This window comes from Ruegeria sp. CDSC085, from assembly GCF_059610465.1.
Window position 1 is genome coordinate 544,774 of the sequence record NZ_JBXWNR010000002.1, and the last position, 20,009, is coordinate 564,782.

The following is a 20,009-nucleotide window of genomic DNA, read 5'->3' on the forward strand; positions in this document are numbered from 1 at the left end:
AACAGAACCAAACTGGGGAGTAACCAATGAAAAACCTGATTCTGTCCACTGCCGCACTGGCACTGACCGCCGGTATCGCCATGGCCGACACGGTCCGCATGGGGACCGAGGGCGCCTACCCTCCGTACAACTTCATCAACGATGCCGGCGAAATCGACGGTTTCGAGCGTGAAGTCGGCGACGAACTGTGCAAGCGCGCGAACCTGGAGTGCGAGTGGGTCAAGAACGACTGGGATTCGATCATTCCGAACCTGGTCTCGGGCAACTACGACACCATCATCGCGGGCATGTCGATCACCGACGAGCGTGACGAAGTCATCGACTTCACCCAGAACTATTTCCCGCCTGCGGCTTCGGCCTATGTCGGTGCATCGGACGGTGTTGATGTCACCACCGGCGTCGTTGCCGCACAGACTGCGACCATTCAGGCTGGCCACGTGGCTGAGTCGGGCGCGACTCTGGTCGAGTTTGCAACTCCGGAAGAAACCATCGCTGCCGTCCGTAACGGCGAAGCCGATGCCGTGTTTGCCGACAAGGATTTCCTGGTGCCGATCGTAGAAGAATCCGCCGGAGAGCTGGTCTTCGTTGGCGATGACGTCCCGCTGGGCGGTGGCATCGGACTGGGCATCCGTGAATCGGATGGCGAACTGCGCGGTAAGTTCGACGAGGCGATCACTTCGATGAAAGCGGACGGGTCGTTGAACGAACTGATCACCAAGTGGTTCGGCGAAGGCGTTCCGACCTACAACGCTGACGGTTCGGTCGTTACAAACTAATCCGTATCAAGCGGTTCGGCGCGTCCATCGCGCCGAACCCTGCCTGGTGGAATACCCGGGTACGACGTTCGAAAGACGCTTCATGTTTTCCTATTGCGCTGACCCTGACACGCTCGGAACATTCCGTTGGTTCTCTTGCTACCTGACCAACGGTGTTCACTGGTCCTTCTACCTGTCATTCCTAAAGGTCCTGGGATTGCTGGCGGTGACCGCGCCGGTCGCGTTGACGTTTGGCTTTATGGGCGCAATGGCCGCCCGATCACATTTCCTACCCCTGAGCTGGCTGGGTAATGGATATATTGCCATTGTGCGCGGTGTTCCGGATATCGCCTTCTTCCTGTTTTTCGTGATAGCCTTGGACCAGGCGTTCGAATGGACGCGGCATAAGATCCTGTGCCCTGAATGGACCGACCCTATCCGTCAGGGAAATGATTTTATCGTCTGTCAGGCGGCCAAGCTGCCATTGGGGACCGCACCGGAATGGATTCATGAAACCTATGGTTTTTTCCTGGCTGTTATTACTTTCTCAATCGTTTTCGGCGCGTTTGCCGCGAACGTTCTTTTTGGTGGAATGCGCGCGGTTCCCCACGCACAGCTTGAAACCGCCGAGGCCTATGGCATGTCCCGTCGCCAGACGTTCTGGCGCATCCTTGTGCCGCAGATGTGGGTCTACGCCCTGCCTGGCTTGTCGAACCTTTGGATGGTCCTTATCAAGGCCACACCGCTGCTGTTCCTGCTGGGCATTGAAGACATCGTCTATTGGGCCCGCGAGCTAGGTGGCACCAAGACCTCCAAATTTACCCAGTATCCGCATGGCGACTGGCGCATGTGGTACTTCCTGTTCCTGCTTGTCTTCTACCTCGGCATGACACGTGTGTCTGAACTTGGTCTGGAGAAGCTGATGCGGAGGCTGTCCCACGGACAGGCCACATCAGGCGGCGAGCTTCTGCGCAAGGAGACCACGGCATGAGCTGCTTGCAGACAATCCAAGATTATGGCCTGCGGTCCCTCGGTATTGGCGAGCGTCTGCTGCCCAAGACTGACTTCACCCTGTGTGAGCAATTCACACTGATCGGGTCGGGCATGATCTGGAATGTCTATTTCGGGATCATGGCTCTGGCGACCGGGTTCTTCCTGGCCACCGCCCTCGCAGTAGGTAAGGCATCCAGCAACAAATGGCTCCGCAAACCTTCGGAATGGTTTATCTTCCTGTTCCGCGGTTCGCCTTTGTTTATCCAGTTTTTTTTCGCCTATTTCCTGTTCCTGTCGCTGAAGAAATCTAACCCGATGTTCGACGCCTTTACCGCGGCCTGGCTGGGCGCGCTGATCGTTCTGTTCCTGAACACCGCGGCTTATACGGGCGAGATTTTCTATGGCGCGCTGCGATCCATTCCCAAAGGCGATATTGAAGCTGCGGATGCCTATGGCATGTCCGGTTGGGCGCGTTTCCGCCGGATCGTCTGGCCCACCATGTTGCGGCTTGCATGGCCTGCTTACACAAACGAAGCAATCTTTCTCTTCCACGCAACAACGCTGGTCTTCTTTTCGGCTTTCCCAGCTTGGCAGCAACGTGGAGACGCCTTGTACTACGCCAGTTACTTTGCCGACAAGACGTTCAACCCGTTCATCCCATACCCGATTCTGGCGTTCTATTTCATCCTGCTGACACTGGTGATCGTCGGGGTCTTTGGCCTGATCAACAAGCGCTTGAACCGGCACCTGCCGGTCGCAAGGCAGGCCAAGATGCGGTTCAAACTGAATCTGGCGCGCTAATTTCCGGCGCGCCGACCACGTCCGGAAACAAAGCCAAATCAACGACAGTCAATGCGCACCCGCACGCTTTTTTCAGCACATTCAGGAGGGAAGTGGTACCGCCTCCCTGGCTTGAACAGGGGACCTCTGGATCCACAATCCAGCGCTCTAACCAACTGAGCTAAGGCGGCACTCGTGAGGGGCGATGTACCGAACACGCCCGCGGAATGCAAGAGGATTAAAACCGAAATTTCCAGCTTTGTTCGACAAGATCGACACCAAAGGAATGCACCGCTTTGCTGTCCATTAACTCCCAGCCAGACGCTTTGTACAGAGCGCAGGCGGCGGTATGGCTTTCGTGTGTCCACAGGACCATTTCCCGGTAACCTGCCTCGCGTGCGAAAGCAGTACACGTATGTAAAAGCCGCTTTCCCAGTCCTAGCCCTCGTGCTTCCGGGACAAGTAGGAACAAGCGCAGCTTGGCGATACTTCGGTCAACAGCAACGCAGAAAACACTGCCCAGACGCTGCCCTTCCCGTTCCGCGATCCAGCCTCTTTCAAGCTCAGGGTCACTGTTGTCGATGAAATCATCAAGGATGCTGGCCACCAACGGGGCAAAGCTGTCATCAAACCCTTCGTCCCGGGCATAAAGCAGACCGTGCTGTTCAACCAGCCACGCGGCGTCATCGGGGCGAAAGGATCTGAGAACGGCGTCTTCCATGTCTCATCTGACCGCAAAGGTGACTTGATTCTCAACCCCGTGCGCGCTAGCAGGAACGCTCAGTCTCGGAGGCACAGATGGGCATCAATACCGAACGCGACATTCAGGCTAACCTGCAAATCGGACCGACCGATCAGGGTATGGTCCGCCTGTTCATCGAAGCTGACGGCATCGAAATTCCAATGGATTTTGACCCGGAAGAAGCAGAAGAAATCGCCGACGAAATTCGCGCCGCGATACAAGCCGCCCTCGCCGTCAAAGGCTGAACTTCTTACAAACGTGGATCGCGCAGCGCATGCAAGCGGCGCGCGGCATCTGTTGCAAATTTCTGGATCATTTTCTTACGCCGCGCCGGGGCGATTGTGTCTTCGGGTGCCATTCGTACGATTTCCGCATCATAAGCGTCGGCGATGATCAGGCCCGTTTCATCAGGCAACAGATCGGTCGGGAACTCTGTGTCGACGGCCCAGAAGAATCGGTCACACCATTCCAAATAGCCCTGCCATTTCGCATCCGACTGATAATCAGCACGGCTGGACTTGCATTCAATCACCCACAATTCACCCCGCGGGCCTAACCCCATTACATCCACACGCAGCCCGCGCGCAGGCACGAATTCTTCAACAGAAACAAATCCATGCGTCGCAAGATGTCGCGCGACACCGCGTGCCAGTTTTTGTCCAGGCTGAAGATCCAATGTCATATTCGAAATGTGAACAATTGGTGAACAAAAGTAAAGCGTCATTGCGTCTTGACATAATACCTTATGGTATCACATTTATATAATACCAAATGGTATCCCATCTGAGGTTGCTTATGGAAAACCAAACTCAAAACGCGTTTCGTGCGCTGGCCGATCCCACACGCAGGGACATCGTGCAACTGCTCTCGTCTCAGGACATGACGATCAGGCAACTGACCGACCGGTTCGACATGACCCGGGCTGCGGTCAAGAAACACCTGACCGTGCTGTCGGACGGCGGGCTGATCTCGGTCGAAGTGCGCGGGCGAGAACGCATCAACCGACTTGAACCACAGGGGATGGCCCCTGTGCTCGACTGGCTCAGATACTTCGACCGGTTCTGGGACGATCGCCTGAACTCACTAAAAGAAGCTATTGAAAGGAAACAAAATGACTGATGCCGTATTGAAGAAATCGATTTTCCTGAGGGCGGAACCGGAAACCGTTTGGGCTTATCTGACGGAACCTGACCACCTTGCAGAATGGTTCCACAAACCTGAAAAAACGCTGACGGAAGGTCAGAAGCTTGAGATGCTCGGCACAACAAGCGGCGACTTGTTGATCTGGGGAGAGGTCCGTGCCGCCAAACCTCCCAGGTATTTGGAGTACACTTTCACAGTGAAACCTATGGGCGACGCCATAAGCACGGTGAAGTGGACTTTGGAACCTGTGGCAGGTGGAACACGCCTGGATCTGCTGCATGAAGGTCTGCCACAAGGTGCCGACGCATTTGGCCTGATCCTGGCCCTGGATAAAGGCTGGGATGAACATTTCGGCAAGATGCGTGTTGCATTGCACGAAACTGTTGATGCATGACCCCTTGTGTGAACCCGTCAGACGCCCTACTTAAGCGCTTGGCGGGTTCTGCCCTTCTTGTGACAGGTAGCATTCTGGTGGCCTTAAGCAATTCCGAGGGGGCTGGCTCTGTTCAGGTCCTGGCCTGATTACCTGGCGCCCACCTGTACATACAGGTCCTCGGGAATCAAACCGCACGGTTGATTGGTGGTCCCGCCGCACTTTACCCGATTTATCAGCGCCCTGCGCGAACTTCCTTCTTGACCGTTGCAGGTTCAAAGCTGTGCACGACCGGCGTTCCCCGACGTGGCCCCTGCGGCTTTTCGGCCAAGCTCATGATCTTGTAAGCGAACTGAACACCCGCAAAAACGATACCGTTCATGAACCAGATCATTACCAGCGCAATCAGGCCGATTTCCGAACCGGTGATCAGATGCCGAAGGTTCGCGACGTTCAGCGCCAATAGCGCCCCGACAAACACGGCAGAAATGACAAAACCCCAAGCGACTTGCGTGATATACAGGCGGATCAGTTTGGGCATGGCGAACCTCCTTGCGCTGTGACATTCATCTTAGCGCATGTCTGGTTCAGGTAAACGTGTCAGAACGCCTCGGGCTGAGCCTCGCGTGCCATGTGATCCAGCACGGCATTGACGAATTTAGGTTCTTTACCTTCAGGGAAAAAGGCACGCGCCACATCGACAAACTCGGTGATCACCACCTTGGGCGGTGTGTCGCTTTGGGTCAGTTCCGCACCCGCCGCGCGGAACAGCGCGCGCAGGGTCGGGTCGATGCGCGAAATCGGCCACTTGGCCACCAGCGCACGGTCGGTCATCTGGTCGATTGGAGCCTGATAGTTCACGGCGTCATCCACCAGCTTGCGGAACAGCGCGCTGTCGCCCTCAAGCATCTCGTCGCCCTCGTAGACCGCGCCAAACCGATGATCCAGAAACTCGTTTACGACGGCTTCAGTCGTCTGCCCGGACTGCTCCATCTGGAACAGCGCCTGCACGGCATAAAGCCGAGCGGCGGATTTCTTAAGGCGTTTCTGGTTGGCCGGTTTCGGCGCGTCTGTCTTGGTCATGCTGTCGTGGGTCCGTTGTTGTCGCCCGCCACTAGGATGGACTCGGACGGCGGCTTGAAGCCGACGCCCTTTTTGGAAGAGCCCCACTTACGGCTGAGCGCAATCAGATGCAAGGCCGCAGCGGCCGCGCCGCCCCCTTTATTCATCTTTTCGGGGTTGGCGCGCACTTCGGCCTGTTCGTCATTCTCGACGGTCAATATGCCATTGCCGATGCACAACCCCTGCAGGCCCATCAATTGAATGGCCCGGCTGGAATCGTTGCAGACGGTTTCGTAATGCGTGGTCTCACCGCGAATGACGCAGCCCAACGCGACATAGCCGTCAAAATTACACTGTCGGTCGGCCATGGCGATGGCTGTGGGAATTTCCAGCGCGCCGGGAACTTCGACCACTTCACAGGTCCCGCCAGCCGCTTCGATTTCAGCCGTGGCACCCGCGATCAGGTTGTCGGCAATCGAGCGGTAGAACGGGGCCGCCACGATCAATAGTTTCACCGGTTTGTCGAAACTGGGTGTCGGCAGAATCCCGTGTTTGTCTTGTTCAGCCATGTTCAGTCTTCCTTCAGAATCGAGCGGGTGCCAACGATGGACAAGCCAAACGCGTCGAGCCCCAGATACACCGTTTCAGGAGAGTCGGTCAGAAGCACCAGTTCCTGAATACCCATCTTGGACAGGATCTGTGCCCCCAGACCGGTTTGCTTGATGGTGCGCGGGCCTTCATCCTCGACCGCATACAGTGAATTGCGCGGCTGGCGAAACAGGCAGACCACACCACGTCCCTCCTCGGCGATTTTTTCCATCGCGCGCGGCAACTCGCGGGAAGACTTCGGACCAAGACCCAGGATGTCAGGTGCTTCGTGCAGGGCGTGTGTACGCGTCAGAACAGGCTCTGGCGTGGTGATGTCACCCTTGATCATGACAACATGTTCAATGCCGTGGGTCTGATCGGTGAAAATCCGCATTTCCCACTCACCACCGTATTCCGAGGTGACTGTTTCACGCGAGGTCTCGACAACCAGATTGTCGTTGCGCGACCGGTAGCTGATCAGATCGCTGATCGTGCCGATTTTCATATTGTGCTCTTTGGCGATCTCGACCAGATCCGGCAGGCGCGCCATGGTTCCGTCTGCATTCATGATCTCGCAGATCACTCCTGACGGATTAAGCCCGGCAAGGCGCGAGATATCCACGGCGGCCTCAGTATGGCCAGCGCGCACCAGCACCCCGCCCCGCTTTGCCCGCAACGGGAAGACATGCCCCGGGGTGGCGATATGCGCCATCGTGTTCTGTTCGTTGATTGCGGTCGCCACGGTCAGCGCCCGGTCGGCGGCTGAAATCCCGGTGCTGACACCTTCGCGCGCCTCAATCGATACCGTAAAGGCGGTCTCGTGCCGGGACGAGTTGTTCACGGCCATCATCGGCAGTCCCAACGCATCTATCCGTTCCGCCGTCATCGGCAAACAGATCAGACCGCGCCCGTGTGTAGCCATGAAGTTGATCGCCTCGGCATCTGCAAACTCGGCGGGGATCACCAGATCGCCCTCGTTCTCACGATCTTCATGATCGACCAGAATGTACATCCGGCCTGCACGCGCCTCTTCGATGATATCCTCGATCGGGCTGATCGCGTCGCGCAACTGGGCCTCGACCGGTCCGGGGGTTTCAAAGCTCATGGGGCAGCCTTTCACATGGCAGGTTTGCTCGGCGGAATAGACCACTGAGGGCGCAAAGACCAGTCCACAAACGGCGCAGGTGCTTTCCGACGCGACGTATCAGGACATCTCGGCCAGACGCGCGACGTACCGGGCCAGCGTATCGATCTCAAGATTGACGTGATCGCCTACGCCCACATCGCCCCAGGTTGTGACTTCTTTGGTGTGAGGGATGAAATTGATGCCAAACTCGCAATCACTCACGTCATTGACCGTCAGCGATGTCCCGTTCAGCGCAACCGACCCTTTGGGCGCTATGAACCGGGCCAGTTCCTTCGGTGCACGCAAGGTGACACGTGTGCTGTCGCCTTCATCCTCGACCGCGACCACTTTGGCCACGCCATCCACATGGCCCGAAACAATGTGACCGCCCAGTTCATCACCCACTTTCAGCGCTCGCTCCAGATTGACACGCTTGCCGACGGCCCATGTATCAAGGTTGGTCTTCGAAACCGTCTCGGCGCTGATCTGAACATCATACCAATCGTCGCCCAGCGCGATCACTGTCAGGCACACGCCATCACTGGCGATCGAGGCACCGATATCGATACTGGCCGTGTCATAGGCTGTCCTGATCCGGGCGCGCAGATCTCCTTGCTGTTCCAGCTCGGTGACAGTTCCGATGTCGGTGACGATCCCAGTGAACATTCCGTTAACCCTCAGTTCCTACCCTGTGTCTGACTTTCACCGTCGAGGTAAGCCCAATGGGCGTCCCGGGCAAGCCCCACCTTGCCGTACAACGCCCAAACAGGCATAGTTTCAGCAACAAAACCAAAAGAGCAGTCCAGATGCCGCAAACGCCTTCAGGCTCAGATGATCGGGTCTTCCTGTTCCTTCAGGGGCCTCATGGACCGTTTTTCTCGGCGCTCGGGCAGATGTTACGCGCCACGGGGGCGCAAGTCTGGCGGGTTGGGTTCAATGCGGGCGATCAGGCTTTCTGGTTTGACAAAGCGTGTTTCATCGCATTTCAGAACCAGCCCGGCGATTGGCCCAAAACACTGAACAGATTGATTGCCGACAAGGCGGTCACGGACATCGTTCTTTATGGCGACACAAGACCTGTCCATGCCCGGGCGGTTGAGATCGCCAAGTCGCACGGGCTTACCATTCACGTTTTCGAAGAAGGTTATCTGCGGCCTTGGTGGGTCACGTACGAGCGGGATGGATCAAACGGGCACTCGCGTCTCATGTCATTGGATGTGGACCAGATGCGGCAGGCTCTGGCCCAGTCGGACAGCAAGGCACCTCCGCCTCCATCACATTGGGGGGACATGCGGCAACATATTTTCTACGGCGCCCTCTATCATTGGTTCGTGATGTTTCTGAACCGGAGATACCGCAATTTCAGGCGCCATCGTGATCTGTCGGTTTCGCAGGAGTTCAGATTGTATTTCAAACGTCTGATGTTGATGCCTGTTCATCGCCTGCAACGCAGCGTTGCGACGGCGCGTGTCAGATGGGGGGGCTTCCCATATCACCTCGTGCTGCTGCAACTCGGGCATGACAGTTCGGTTCAGGCCCATTCCCGTTTCTCCTGTATGTCCGATTTTCTGGAGCTGGTCATTGCCGGATTCGCGCAAGGCGCACCGACGCACCACAGACTGGTCGTGAAAGAGCACCCTCTGGAAAACCACCGTGAACCATTGCACCTGCGTGCCATGGAGATAGCCAGGAAACACGGAGTACAGAACCGTGTTCACTATGTCCCCGGCGGCAAACTGGCAAGTTTGCTGGATGAGGCAAATTCGGCCGTCACCGTGAACTCCACTGCGGGGCAGCAGGTCTTGTGGCGGGGTATTCCGCTGCGGATTTTCGGGCGTTCGGTTTATGACAAGACCGACTTCGTATCGCAGCAGTCGATCGCTGCTTTTTTTGCTGACCCTGACTCGCCTGATGTCGAAGCATATCGCAGCTATCGGCAATTCCTGCTGGAAACCAGCCAGGTTCCGGGCGGCTTTTATTCCCGGCGCGGACGTCGGCAATTGTTGCGCCGCGCCGTGGACATGATGCTAAGCAGCAGCGACCCCTATCAGGCCATTCTGAACAAGAACGAGGCGCAGACGCCACAGTTGAAAATCGTCGAGTAGACCGGATGCTCTGTGACTGGAAGTTGAGCGATTTACCGGTTAATCTTCCGGCAACAACAAAAGACTGAGGATATCCGGCAGTGCAATTCTCTCCTAAGCGATGGATGCGGGGGGTTTCCCTTGTGGCCACAATCGGCTTGCTGGCGGCCTGCCAACTTCCGAAATCCGGGCCAAACAAGACCGAAATTCTGGCTGGCGCAGTTCAGAATGGCGGCAACGCGTTTGTCGTCGAAGTCGATGATCGCGTGACACGCCTCACATCCGCCGTGCCTCAGTTTGGCTTTTCTTCCTCGTTCAGCAGCGCCCAGGCCTTGACCGCCGACACTGTACGGCCCGGAGACGTGCTGGGCCTGACCATATGGGAAAACGTGGACGACGGTTTGCTGTCCGGCGAAACCGGTACGGCAACCGCCCTGGATGAAGTTCAGGTCGACAGCGACGGTTTTATTTTTGTCCCTTATGCAGGTCGGATTCGGGCCGCAGGGAACACGCCGGAACAGCTTCGCGTTTTGATCACGAACAAGCTGCGTGAACAGACACCCGACCCACAGATCGAAGTGCGGCGTGTTGCTGGTGACGGATCCACCGTCTCGCTGACGGGAACTGTCGCATCTCCCGGCATCTATCCGATCGAACGCCCAACCCGTTCGCTGCTTGGCATGCTGTCTCAGGCGGGCGGGGTTTCTGTAGCGTCAGATATCGCGCTGGTGACTCTGATCCGAGGGGGTCAAAAGGGCACCGTCTGGTACGAAGACCTGTTCCGCAATCCAAAACTGGACGTCGCATTGCGTGGCGGAGACCGCATTTTGGTGGAAGAAGATAGCAGATCATACATCGCTCTAGGTGCCACAGGTGGCCAATCGCGCGTCGCCTTTGAAAGCCAGGATCTTTCTGCGCTTGAAGCATTGGCCCAAGTCGGTGGTTTACTGACGCTGTCCTCTGATCCAACCGGTATTTTCATTCTGCGAAAAGAACGCCAGGACGTCGCACGCAGTATCACCGGACGCGCCGATTTTAAGGGCGACCAGCGTATGATCTACCTGCTGAACCTGACGGCCCCCAACGGCCTGTTCATTGCGCGGGATTTCGTGATCCGCGACGATGATACGATTTATGTGACCGAAGCACCCTATGCACAGTGGAGCAAATCCATCTCGCTTATCGCTGGTGGCCTGACCCCCATCGCAAACGTTGCCACGCTGACCGGCAACTGATGCATGGTACCCGATCCGGACAGCGCAGCCGGGGCCAAGCGCACCCAGCTGTTTGTCTATAACGGTGGCTTCCTGACGCAGAAACGTCTCAGGCGTATTCTGACGCTTTCGGGCTATGACATTCGCCTGGGTTTTCCCAAGGATGGCGGCTGCGTAGGACTCTGGGGTAACAGCCCTACTGCGTATCGGGGTCTACGGGTCGCCGAAAAATACAATGCCCCGGTTCTGCGCGTCGAAGACGCCTTGCTCAGGTCCCTGCATCCGGGCCGTGCCGGTGAACCCCCGTTGGGCCTGTTGCTGGACCGTTCAGGCCCGCATTTTGATGCAGCCGAACCTTCGGACCTTGAGAAGTTGCTGAACGCTGATCCGCTGGACGACACCGCGCTGCTGAACCGCGCGCGTGCCGCGATGGAGCGGGTCAGGGAATTGCACCTCAGCAAGTATTCCGCATTTGACCCCGACCTTGCCGCACCTGACCCCGGTTATGTACTGGTCATCGACCAGACGGTTGGCGATGCCGCCGTCACGGCAAGCGGTGCCGATCGTGCCCGTTTTCTTGAAATGCTTGTGGTCGCGCAGGAGGAAAACCCAGGCGCGCGCATTTTGATCAAGACACATCCAGAAACGCTGGCGGGTCATCGTCAGGGGCACTTTACCGATCAGGACCTGTCAGACCGGGTCACTCGGTTTGACAAGCCGATCAGCCCGTGGCCCCTGCTTGAGGGCGCAATCGCGGTCTATACCGTATCCTCGCAACTGGGCTTCGAAGCGATCCTGGCCGGTCACAAACCGCGCATTTTCGGCCAACCTTTCTACGCCAGTTGGGGCCTGACGCAGGATGAATTCCCAGTCCAGCGCCGTCAGCGTAATCTGACCCGCGCGCAACTGTTCGCGGCCGCGATGCTGCTTTACCCGACCTGGTACGACCCTTACCGAGATCAGCTGTGCGAACTGGAAACGGTTCTGGACACGTTGGAGGCACAGACCCGCGCGTGGCGGCAGGACAGGCACGGTTGGACCGCCACTGGCATGCGCTTGTGGAAACGAAGACACTTGCAGCAGATTTTCGGGCGACATGGCAAGTTGCGCTTTACGTCCACACAGCCTGTCGCCTCGGATCGCCCCCATATGGTCTGGGCCAGTCAGGCGCGCGAAAGCGAAGGGGCAATTCGCGTGGAAGACGGATTCTTGCGTTCACGCGGATTGGGGGCCGCACTTGTTCCGCCTCTATCCTTGGTAACGGATGAAATCGGCATCTACTACGACCCCACAAAACCCAGCCAGTTGGAAAACCTGATCGGCGAGCGCGCAACATTGCGTCCGGATCAGGAATTACGCGCTGAAAGACTTGTTGAGAGATTGCTGGCCGATGGTTTGAGCAAGTATAACTCGGGCCAGCCAGCGCCTTCCCTGCCCGACGGGCATCGTATTCTTGTGCCCGGACAAGTTGAAGATGATGCCTCGATCCTGTTGGGCACCAACACAGTGCGTAGCAATCTGGCACTGCTGCAAACCGCGCGCAAGGCCAACCCCAACGCGATCCTGATCTACAAACCGCACCCAGACGTCGAAGCCGGGTTACGGGATGGCCAGATAGACGCAGAGGCACTTGCGGACCTTGTTGTGACCCATATTGACCCCGCCTCTCTGCTTCCGCAGGTGCACGAGGTGTGGACGATGACATCGCTGTTGGGGTTCGAGGCATTGTTGCGCGGGGTGAAGGTCACGACTCTGGGTGCGCCCTTCTATGCGGGATGGGGCCTGACCACCGATCTCGATACCGTTCCCGTCAGGCGAGGCGCACGGCCATCGCTGATGGGCTTGGTGCACGCCACCTTGATTGACTATCCGCGCTATTTCGATCCGATCACCAGACAACCCTGCCCTGTCGAAGTGGCTGTTGAACGCTTGGCGCTGGGGTATTCGGCACCGTCTGGTCCGTTCAATCGTTTCCTGGCAAAGCTGCAGGGCGCGTTCGCGACGCACGCTCATCTTTGGCGTTGACGTTATTCCGACGCTCTGCGCCAACGGTGCAAAACATCCCCGCCGACCGCCTGCGTTTCGATCAAATTGAACCTCGGTGCGGCCTCCAGCGTTTCCAGACCAAGTGTCCCGACCGCGGCCAGTCCTTCGGCTCCGATGGTCAAACCGGCAGTGAACCCGATCAGTTCGTCCACCAGATCCTCAGCCAGCAACGAGGCCGCAAGCGCAGCCCCACCTTCGCAGAACACGCTGGTCAGACCGGCCTGACCCAGTTGCTGAAGCAGATCCAACGCATCGATATGGTGGTCCTTCAACGCGCAGGGGATCAGCTTTGCCCCCAATCCCTCCCACGCCTGTGCACGTTCGGCATCCGGGTGATGCGCATGGCAGAGCCAGACAGGTATCTTTGAGGCCGTGCGCGCCAGCTGCCCCATCAGAGAAATATCCATATGGCGGGACACCACGACGCGGACGGGTTGATGCTCAACGCCAAGATCCCGAACGGTCAGCGAGGGGTCGTCGGCGCGCGCCGTCCCTGCCCCGACCATCACTGCATCGTGACGTGCACGCATGGCATGGACCACACGACGTGCCTGCGGTCCGGTGATCCATTGGCTGTGCCCTGTCGAGGTCGCGATGCGCCCGTCAAAACTGCTGGCCATCTTCAGCGTCACAAAAGGCCGGCCTTGTTCAGTCTTGAGGAAGAAGCCTTCCAGATCCCGTTCTGCCTGTTCCGCAAGAACGCCACTTACAACGTCAATCCCCGCCTCGCGCAACATGGCAAAACCCTGCCCAGCCACGCGCGGATCGCTGTCTTCGACAGCGGCCACAACACGGGAAACACCTGCCGCAATCAAGGCCTCGGCGCAGGGCGGCGTTTTGCCGTGATGGGCACAGGGCTCCAGCGTTACATAGGCGGTCGCACCACGCGCACCCTGCCCGGCCTGAACCAATGCTTCGGTCTCGGCATGAGGGCGGCCACCCGGTTGTGTCCAGCCCCGCCCAATGATCCGGTCATCACGAACGATGACGCACCCCACGGCGGGGTTCGGCCAGCACGTCCCCTGACCGCGCCGCCCCAAAGACAGGGCAAGCGCCATAAATCGCTTATCTGCTTCGTTCACTCGTCAGTCGAAGGCTGCGGCGGGCGCAGTTCGTGGACGAACTCCTCGAAATCATCGGCCGCCTGGAAATTCTTGTACACACTCGCAAAGCGAACATAGGCGACAGTGTCGATCCGCGCCAGAGCTTCCATAACGATTTCACCGATCTTGTTGGACGGGATATCCGTGTCGCCCATGCTTTCCAGACGGCGCACGATGCCCGAGATCATCTGATCGATCCGTTCGGGATCAACGGGCCGTTTCTGCATCGAGATGCGGATCGAACGCTCCAGCTTGTCGCGATCGAAATCCTCGCGTTTACCATTGGTTTTTATGACAACCAGATCACGCAGCTGCACACGTTCGTAGGTCGTGAACCGTCCGCCACAGGCCGGGCAGAACCGGCGTCGGCGGATAGCCACGTGGTCCTCTGCCGGGCGTGAATCTTTCACCTGAGTGTCGATATTTCCGCAAAACGGGCAGCGCATCCGCCGTCTCCTCGTACCATGTTCGGCCTCTTTTTGTAAGCGCTGCGGCTTACTTATCCACAACTATAGGGCAGCCGCTAGGGTTTGGGTAGTCGGAAATTCAAACCGCTAAATAAAGGGTCAGGCCAGATGCGCTGCAACCTTCCTTTGATGCGGCGCAGTACGGTGTTCAAACAGGTAAATCCCTTGCCATGTTCCAAGCACAGGCCGACCCTGCAACACCGGGATCGTCAGCGAAACCGGCATGAGCGCCGCTTTGATATGCGCTGGCATATCATCCGGGCCTTCATACGTGTGCCTCAGGTAGGACATGGCGGGGTTGTCTGACCGAGGAACGAGCCGCTCAAAAAACGCCTGAAGATCAGTTTGAACCTCGGGGTCCGCGTTTTCCTGGATCAACAACGAGCAAGAGGTGTGGCGAACGAACAGAGTCAAAACCCCATCCTTCGCTACCCGTTCAAGCCATTGCAGCACATCAGACGTAAATTCGTACAGCCCCGGCCCTTGAGTGTGCAAAACGAATTCAGTCTGCATCGTTACAATCCCGCGCGCCAATCAATCGTTGAAGAACGGCCGATAGTTACACCGTGCATTCGCACCTTGTATAGATTCACTGTTACCGGGCTGAAACCCGAACGAAACAAAGCTGCTTGGTTGCACATCAACCGACTGAGGCTGCTTAATCGAAAACTGAACTGCTGTTCTGCGCCCGGTGGTGACACTGGGCCCGTATCCTCGCAACACATAAATTCGGTCCATCCAGCCCAACCCCAAGGTCCGGCGCGCATAATCCGCGGCCGCGCACCAATAGCCTTCGACACGTTTGTCACCGCGCGGGATGACCTCAAAATCAGTGGCGTTGATGGGTTCTGTTCGAAATCCATTCGGCGCAGCATCTGCTGTCATGGGGATACTGAGGGTCAAGGCGGCCAGCGCGGCGAAGGTGCATAACTGTTTCATCGTTAATTCTTCCCTGATTGCTTGTTCCAAATAGGTTAGACGAACTTCATCGCGTGCACAGGGCACCTCACGATCAATTCAACCCGCTTCGTGCATTGCGTGATCCGGCGTGAGCCAGCCCTGATAGCGGATCAGCAGGCCTAATCCCGGTGCCTCTGCTGACACGTTGAACCTGAACCGGCCCGTTGCATCCTGCCATTCCCGTGTGTTCGAACGTGGCACCGCAAATAAAGGTACCGGGATGCCCAATACTGTCAGGCGGAGGATCCTGATATACAGCACGCCGTTCTGCCAGCTGGGCTTCAGCCAGATTGAAATCGCTCCGAAATCCTCGCGGACACTTGCCCGCGTGCTGTCATAGGTCAGACAGGAGGTTGTGCGATGGCCGGCGAAGTCGCGTTCCCAAATTACAGCCTGACCTTCTGAGCGTACCTTCACTGATACTGCGACGTCCTTTCCGTCCTGCGGAAATCCGGCCATGCGCGTTGCAAAAGCAACCAAGGCACCTGCGCCAAGCTCGATATCGCATCGACCTGAGTAGGATGCCTCGGAGCTGTGCAGCCGAAAGACCGCATCTGGCACGTCATCAACCGAACCCAGCGCCTGCAAAAACGGATCCCACGACATCAAAATCCATCGCTCGCAAAACGTGCCTTCACATCAGGTCCCGGCACCAAACATGTCTTGGTTTTTCCGAACAATGTATATCTGTTTCGCGCAATCAGGCGGTAAATCGGATCTTTGACTAAACCGGGCAGGAACCGGCACACCGAAAGCAGCGGCCACAAACCCGGCAATTGACGCATCGCGGCGGCAAACGCATCCAGATTTTGATAGACTGCGCCATTCACTATCACCAGATTTGTCTGAAAGTCGCATGTGGGCAGATCAAGGTCGCGATACAGTTTTTGTCCAAGGGGTGACTGCGCTGTCGCGAATTTGGAAATTCCGTGACCGATCACGTTCAAGCATGAATCGGAAAAAGCCCGAACACAGAACACATTCACCATCAAATATGATCAGGTTTCCAATGCGAGTATCTGTGTTTCCGGCCTTGTCTCGCATTCGCATCGCACAAGTGTCATCCTTCGAGGCAGGATGACAAATCCAGCGTCGCAGAACAATGCGAAACTTGCGGAAGAAAAAGAGTGTGCCGGGGAGCCCTGAGCGGAGGCTGGTGATTTCTCCGAGGCTCTGACCTCATCCCCATAAAGGTCTCGACCCGGCAACGCTGCTGATTTGGGCAGCTAGGCGCCTCAGTTCATGTGCGTTCCGGTCAAAACCTTTCGAGAACTTGCCAACACATCGAACGCCGTTGCACAATCCCCCTAGCCAATAGCCAAAGTCAAAAACGGGATTTCTGTGATAGCCTGTTAGAGTATTTGAGAACGTAAGGTGTTGTTCCACAATGGATGTAGATATCGGCCGACTACATTTTTTGACCCGGGCGCTTGATCGCCTCACCGGCAATAGCGAAGTATCTCAGCGGGTAATGATGCAGACCGGGCTTCGACAGCAAGACATCGCGCCCCCTGCCGCAGTCTACAGTGCGCATAAAGAGGCCCTGTTCATCCGACACGCCTGTGACGCCGTTGGTGACATCACATTTGCGGCACGCACTGGGCTCGAGGTCACGTCGGCTTCGACCGTTACAGGGTATATCAGCAAATACTCACGCGATTTGAAGCAGGTGATGGAAAACCTGTCACGCTTTCACGGAATCATCGACCCGGCCATCGGGCTCAGCTTCCGTGTTGCCGGCAACTTCGCGGCGCTTGAGGCCGATTGGAAAGATGCAAGCTTTGCCCGCTATCATCGGCGCACGGAATTCCTGTTGTTCGCTGCGTTGGCAAGAATGAGGAACCTGACGCAGGTGAACTTGTACCCGATTGAGATGCGCTTTCAGCACAAAGTTGGAAACCACGTCAAAACCTATGAAAAGCTGGCAGGCTGTCCCGTGGTTTTCGGAGCTGAAAAGATCGAGATCATTCTGCCGCTATCTGCGCTGGATTTGCAGGTGCCGACCTATGATCCCAAGCTGCGGGCGCATTTGCTCGAATACGGTGAAAGATTGCTGGCCGAGAAGCCATCCCCCAAGAATATGACCCGTGCCCGTGTCGAAGGGCTGATCACCCGATCCCTGCCAGGCGCAATCCTGCAAGCCGAAGATGTAGCCGCTGATCTGGGCATGAGCCTCAGAACCTTCAGCCGACGCCTTAAGGATGAAGGCACCAGCTATCGCGATATTGTTGACGATCTAAGGTGTGATCTGGCCCAGACTTTCATCACAAATGGCATGACTCTGTCTGAAATCTCATACGCGCTGGGGTATGCTGATCAGGCTGCTTTTTCGACCGCCTTCAAACGGTGGACAGGTCAGCCGCCCAGCGCCTTCAAGACCCGTGTGGAACATCCCATTCGGACAGCTGGCCAGGGGTCATCGGTGTGAAAAACCTCGCCTCGGCCTGTCCCATGAGTGGACTGGACCGATATAGAAAGGCACACCGCCCGGACCTTGTGCGTTCTCGCCAATGTGATGTGAGAACCAGCCAATGTGAACAAAATGAAAAAAGGCGCCTCGGTCGAGGCGCCTAAAAGTTTACTGATCCAGGAACGAACGGAGTTTCCGTGAACGGCTGGGATGTTTCAGCTTCCGCAGCGCTTTCGCTTCGATTTGGCGGATACGTTCGCGGGTAACACTGAACTGTTGGCCGACCTCTTCCAGAGTGTGGTCGGTGTTCATGCCGATGCCGAAACGCATCCGCAGAACCCGTTCCTCGCGCGGGGTGAGCGAGGCAAGAACCCGGGTCGTGGTCTCCTTGAGGTTTTCCTGAATGGCACTGTCCAGCGGCAGCACGGCATTCTTGTCCTCAATGAAATCGCCCAGCTGGCTGTCTTCCTCGTCGCCGATAGGCGTTTCCAGCGAAATCGGCTCTTTGGCGATTTTCATCACCTTGCGAACCTTTTCCAGCGGCATTTGCAGCTTTTCCGCCAGTTCTTCAGGCGTCGGTTCACGACCGATCTCGTGCAGCATCTGACGACCGGTCCGGACCAGCTTGTTGATCGTTTCGATCATATGAACCGGAATACGGATCGTGCGGGCCTGATCCGCGATCGAGCGGGTGATCGCCTGCCGGATCCACCAGGTCGCATAGGTCGAAAACTTGTAGCCACGGCGGTATTCGAACTTGTCCACGGCCTTCATCAGGCCAATGTTGCCTTCCTGAATAAGATCAAGGAATTGCAGGCCACGGTTCGTGTACTTTTTGGCAATCGAGATCACCAGACGCAGGTTGGCTTCGACCATTTCCTTCTTGGCCTGCCGCGCTTCTTTTTCGCCCTTCTGAACCTGCTGCACGATGCGGCGAAATTCAGAGATATCCAGACCGACATACTGACCAACCTGGGCCATGTCGTTGCGCAGTTCTTCAACCTTGGCGGTTGAGCGTTCGATGAACATCTGCCAACCCCGGCCCGGTTTTTCAGCCATCTCGGCCAGCCAGTTCGGATCAAGTTCCCGCCCGCGATAAGCGTCGATGAACTCACGGCGGTTAATGCGCGCCTGATCCGCCAGTTTCACCATCGAGCTGTCTAGCGACATGACGCGACGGTTGATCCCATAAAGCTGGTCAATCAATGCGTCGATACGGTTGTTGTGCAGGTGAAGACCATTCACCAGCTCGACGATCTCGGCCCGCAGCTTCTGATACGTCGCCTCGTCTTTTTCGCTGAAAGTGCCGTCTTCGTTCAGCGTGGCCGAAATCCGGCTGTCCTGCATTTCAGACAGCATCGAGAAGTCGGTCGAGATGCGCTCCAAGGTTGTCAGAACCTGATCCTTCAGCGCCGCTTCCATCGCGGCCAGCGACATGTTGGCCTGATCGTCGTCATCGTCATCGTCGTCGTTGTTCAGCGGGTTGCCATCGGCATCCAGCTCAGGGCCGCTATCCTTGGCCGGCTTGTTCGCCTGCACCGCCGACGTATCAACGACCGGCTCATCAACGTCACCGTCTTCGTCCAACTGGTTGCCGAACGTGGTTTCCAAATCAATGACATCCCGCAGAAGAATGTCTTCGGACAGCAATTCGTCGTGCCAGATTGTGATCGCCTGGAAGGTCAGCGGGCTTTCACACAGGCCGGCAATCATCGTGTTGCGACCGGCTTCGATCCGCTTGGCGATTGCGATCTCGCCCTCGCGGCTCAGCAATTCAACCGAACCCATCTCACGCAGATACATGCGGACGGGGTCGTCCGTGCGGTCCAGCTTTTCTGCGCCTGCACCAGCCAGTGCAACCTCGCGGTTGCTTTCCGCGGCAACCAGTTCGGTCGAGCCTTTGTTCTCTTCTTCTTCGGCCTCTTCATCTTCGATGATGTTGATGCCCATCTCGGACAGCATCGACATAACGTCTTCGATCTGTTCCGAGCTGACCTGATCAGGCGGCAGGACCTGATTGAGCTGGTCGTAGGTGATGTAACCTTTCTCGCGAGCCTCGGCGATCATCTTCTTGACGTTGGCCTGGCTCATGTCCAGCGAGATTTCCTGTTCCTGCTCGTCGGATTTGCGGTCTTCGTTCGTATCCTTGGCGGCCATTCAATG

The 20,009-nt window shown here is 57.1% G+C and carries 24 protein-coding genes and 1 tRNA gene; 10 read left to right on the forward strand and 15 right to left on the reverse strand.

Going from position 1 to position 20,009, the window contains the following annotated elements; translation table 11 throughout:
* Nucleotides 1-26: 26 nt before the first annotated feature.
* From AC2FJB_RS06160 to AC2FJB_RS06170, 3 genes are all read left to right on the forward strand, one after another.
* Nucleotides 27-776: a transporter substrate-binding domain-containing protein gene (locus tag AC2FJB_RS06160; protein ID WP_117869399.1), complete on the forward strand. Its 750-nt coding sequence runs from the start codon at nt 27-29 to the stop codon at nt 774-776.
* A gap of 82 nt (nt 777-858) precedes the next feature.
* Complete coding sequence (locus AC2FJB_RS06165; protein WP_496720253.1) at nt 859-1,746, forward strand: ABC transporter permease; 888 nt, start codon at nt 859-861, stop codon at nt 1,744-1,746.
* Nucleotides 1,743-2,549: an ABC transporter permease gene (locus AC2FJB_RS06170; protein WP_496674983.1), complete on the forward strand. Its 807-nt coding sequence runs from the start codon at nt 1,743-1,745 to the stop codon at nt 2,547-2,549. The genes AC2FJB_RS06165 and AC2FJB_RS06170 overlap by 4 nt, the downstream gene beginning before the upstream one ends.
* Nucleotides 2,550-2,642: 93 nt before the next feature.
* On the opposite strand, the gene AC2FJB_RS06175 is transcribed toward AC2FJB_RS06170, so the two are convergent.
* Nucleotides 2,643-2,719: transfer RNA gene (locus AC2FJB_RS06175), tRNA-His, on the reverse strand.
* 47 nt (nt 2,720-2,766) lie between these two features.
* Nucleotides 2,767-3,249 carry a GNAT family N-acetyltransferase gene (locus AC2FJB_RS06180; RefSeq protein WP_117869402.1) on the reverse strand — a complete coding sequence of 161 codons (483 nt, stop codon included), beginning with the start codon at nt 3,247-3,249 and terminating at the stop codon, nt 2,767-2,769.
* A 77-nt stretch (nt 3,250-3,326) separates the two neighbouring features.
* Here AC2FJB_RS06180 and AC2FJB_RS06185 point away from each other — a divergent pair, with 77 nt between their 5' ends.
* The gene (locus tag AC2FJB_RS06185) at nt 3,327-3,515 is read left to right on the forward strand and encodes a DUF6324 family protein (protein WP_117869403.1); all 189 of its coding nucleotides are present in this window, start codon (nt 3,327-3,329) and stop codon (nt 3,513-3,515) included.
* 5 nt (nt 3,516-3,520) lie between these two features.
* On the opposite strand, the gene AC2FJB_RS06190 is transcribed toward AC2FJB_RS06185, so the two are convergent.
* Complete coding sequence (locus AC2FJB_RS06190; RefSeq protein ID WP_496720251.1) at nt 3,521-3,952, reverse strand: MmcB family DNA repair protein; 432 nt, start codon at nt 3,950-3,952, stop codon at nt 3,521-3,523.
* 113 nt (nt 3,953-4,065) lie between these two features.
* Between AC2FJB_RS06190 and AC2FJB_RS06195 the strand changes: the two genes are divergently transcribed.
* On the forward strand, nt 4,066-4,389 hold the full coding sequence (locus AC2FJB_RS06195; RefSeq protein ID WP_496720249.1) for an ArsR/SmtB family transcription factor: 324 nt from the start codon (nt 4,066-4,068) through the stop codon (nt 4,387-4,389).
* On the forward strand, nt 4,382-4,807 hold the full coding sequence (locus AC2FJB_RS06200) for an SRPBCC family protein (RefSeq protein ID WP_496720247.1): 426 nt from the start codon (nt 4,382-4,384) through the stop codon (nt 4,805-4,807). The genes AC2FJB_RS06195 and AC2FJB_RS06200 overlap by 8 nt, the downstream gene beginning before the upstream one ends.
* A gap of 214 nt (nt 4,808-5,021) precedes the next feature.
* Here the strand turns inward: AC2FJB_RS06200 and AC2FJB_RS06205 are convergent, their stop codons facing one another.
* The 5 genes from AC2FJB_RS06205 to AC2FJB_RS06225 form a co-directional block, all read right to left on the reverse strand.
* Nucleotides 5,022-5,327 (reverse strand): hypothetical protein, encoded by a 306-nt coding sequence (locus AC2FJB_RS06205; RefSeq protein ID WP_299895950.1) that lies wholly within the window; start codon nt 5,325-5,327, stop codon nt 5,022-5,024.
* Between the two features lie 59 nt (nt 5,328-5,386).
* Nucleotides 5,387-5,869, reverse strand: coding sequence for a transcription antitermination factor NusB (gene nusB, locus AC2FJB_RS06210; RefSeq protein ID WP_117869408.1), 483 nt, complete (start codon nt 5,867-5,869; stop codon nt 5,387-5,389).
* The gene (locus AC2FJB_RS06215) at nt 5,866-6,417 is read right to left on the reverse strand and encodes a 6,7-dimethyl-8-ribityllumazine synthase (protein WP_299636648.1); all 552 of its coding nucleotides are present in this window, start codon (nt 6,415-6,417) and stop codon (nt 5,866-5,868) included. Before AC2FJB_RS06215 ends, nusB begins: the two co-directional genes overlap by 4 nt.
* Nucleotides 6,418-6,419: 2 nt before the next feature.
* On the reverse strand, nt 6,420-7,541 hold the full coding sequence (ribB, locus tag AC2FJB_RS06220; RefSeq protein WP_117869410.1) for a 3,4-dihydroxy-2-butanone-4-phosphate synthase: 1,122 nt from the start codon (nt 7,539-7,541) through the stop codon (nt 6,420-6,422).
* 99 nt (nt 7,542-7,640) lie between these two features.
* Nucleotides 7,641-8,228, reverse strand: a complete 588-nt coding sequence (locus tag AC2FJB_RS06225; RefSeq protein WP_117869411.1) for a riboflavin synthase — start codon at nt 8,226-8,228, stop codon at nt 7,641-7,643.
* A 140-nt stretch (nt 8,229-8,368) separates the two neighbouring features.
* Between AC2FJB_RS06225 and AC2FJB_RS06230 the strand changes: the two genes are divergently transcribed.
* The 3 genes from AC2FJB_RS06230 (at nt 8,369) to AC2FJB_RS06240 (ending at nt 12,885) form a co-directional block, all read left to right on the forward strand.
* Nucleotides 8,369-9,667 carry a capsule polysaccharide biogenesis protein gene (locus AC2FJB_RS06230; protein WP_299895942.1) on the forward strand — a complete coding sequence of 433 codons (1,299 nt, stop codon included), beginning with the start codon at nt 8,369-8,371 and terminating at the stop codon, nt 9,665-9,667.
* Between the two features lie 80 nt (nt 9,668-9,747).
* Nucleotides 9,748-10,881 (forward strand): polysaccharide biosynthesis/export family protein, encoded by a 1,134-nt coding sequence (locus AC2FJB_RS06235; RefSeq protein ID WP_117869413.1) that lies wholly within the window; start codon nt 9,748-9,750, stop codon nt 10,879-10,881.
* A 3-nt stretch (nt 10,882-10,884) separates the two neighbouring features.
* The gene (locus tag AC2FJB_RS06240; RefSeq protein WP_496720244.1) at nt 10,885-12,885 is read left to right on the forward strand and encodes a capsule polysaccharide biogenesis protein; all 2,001 of its coding nucleotides are present in this window, start codon (nt 10,885-10,887) and stop codon (nt 12,883-12,885) included.
* A gap of 2 nt (nt 12,886-12,887) precedes the next feature.
* On the opposite strand, the gene ribD is transcribed toward AC2FJB_RS06240, so the two are convergent.
* The 6 genes from ribD to AC2FJB_RS06270 all read right to left on the reverse strand — a co-directional run bounded on the left by ribD (nt 12,888) and on the right by AC2FJB_RS06270 (nt 16,425).
* Complete coding sequence (ribD, locus tag AC2FJB_RS06245) at nt 12,888-13,988, reverse strand: bifunctional diaminohydroxyphosphoribosylaminopyrimidine deaminase/5-amino-6-(5-phosphoribosylamino)uracil reductase RibD (protein ID WP_496720242.1); 1,101 nt, start codon at nt 13,986-13,988, stop codon at nt 12,888-12,890.
* The gene (nrdR, locus tag AC2FJB_RS06250; RefSeq protein WP_117869416.1) at nt 13,985-14,455 is read right to left on the reverse strand and encodes a transcriptional regulator NrdR; all 471 of its coding nucleotides are present in this window, start codon (nt 14,453-14,455) and stop codon (nt 13,985-13,987) included. Before nrdR ends, ribD begins: the two co-directional genes overlap by 4 nt.
* Before the next feature lie 120 nt (nt 14,456-14,575).
* A complete protein-coding gene (locus AC2FJB_RS06255; protein ID WP_496720240.1) occupies nt 14,576-14,989 on the reverse strand; it encodes a secondary thiamine-phosphate synthase enzyme YjbQ in 414 nt (137 codons plus the stop codon).
* Nucleotides 14,990-15,010: 21 nt separating this feature from the next.
* Nucleotides 15,011-15,415: a hypothetical protein gene (locus AC2FJB_RS06260; protein WP_117869417.1), complete on the reverse strand. Its 405-nt coding sequence runs from the start codon at nt 15,413-15,415 to the stop codon at nt 15,011-15,013.
* A gap of 78 nt (nt 15,416-15,493) precedes the next feature.
* Nucleotides 15,494-16,042, reverse strand: coding sequence for a DUF4166 domain-containing protein (locus AC2FJB_RS06265; RefSeq protein ID WP_496720238.1), 549 nt, complete (start codon nt 16,040-16,042; stop codon nt 15,494-15,496).
* Nucleotides 16,042-16,425 carry a thiol-disulfide oxidoreductase DCC family protein gene (locus AC2FJB_RS06270; RefSeq protein WP_496720237.1) on the reverse strand — a complete coding sequence of 128 codons (384 nt, stop codon included), beginning with the start codon at nt 16,423-16,425 and terminating at the stop codon, nt 16,042-16,044. The genes AC2FJB_RS06265 and AC2FJB_RS06270 overlap by 1 nt, the downstream gene beginning before the upstream one ends.
* A gap of 398 nt (nt 16,426-16,823) precedes the next feature.
* Here AC2FJB_RS06270 and AC2FJB_RS06275 point away from each other — a divergent pair, with 398 nt between their 5' ends.
* Nucleotides 16,824-17,864 carry a helix-turn-helix domain-containing protein gene (locus AC2FJB_RS06275; RefSeq protein ID WP_496720235.1) on the forward strand — a complete coding sequence of 347 codons (1,041 nt, stop codon included), beginning with the start codon at nt 16,824-16,826 and terminating at the stop codon, nt 17,862-17,864.
* A gap of 150 nt (nt 17,865-18,014) precedes the next feature.
* Here the strand turns inward: AC2FJB_RS06275 and rpoD are convergent, their stop codons facing one another.
* Nucleotides 18,015-20,003 (reverse strand): RNA polymerase sigma factor RpoD, encoded by a 1,989-nt coding sequence (gene rpoD, locus AC2FJB_RS06280; RefSeq protein WP_117869421.1) that lies wholly within the window; start codon nt 20,001-20,003, stop codon nt 18,015-18,017.
* Nucleotides 20,004-20,009: the final 6 nt, after the last annotated feature.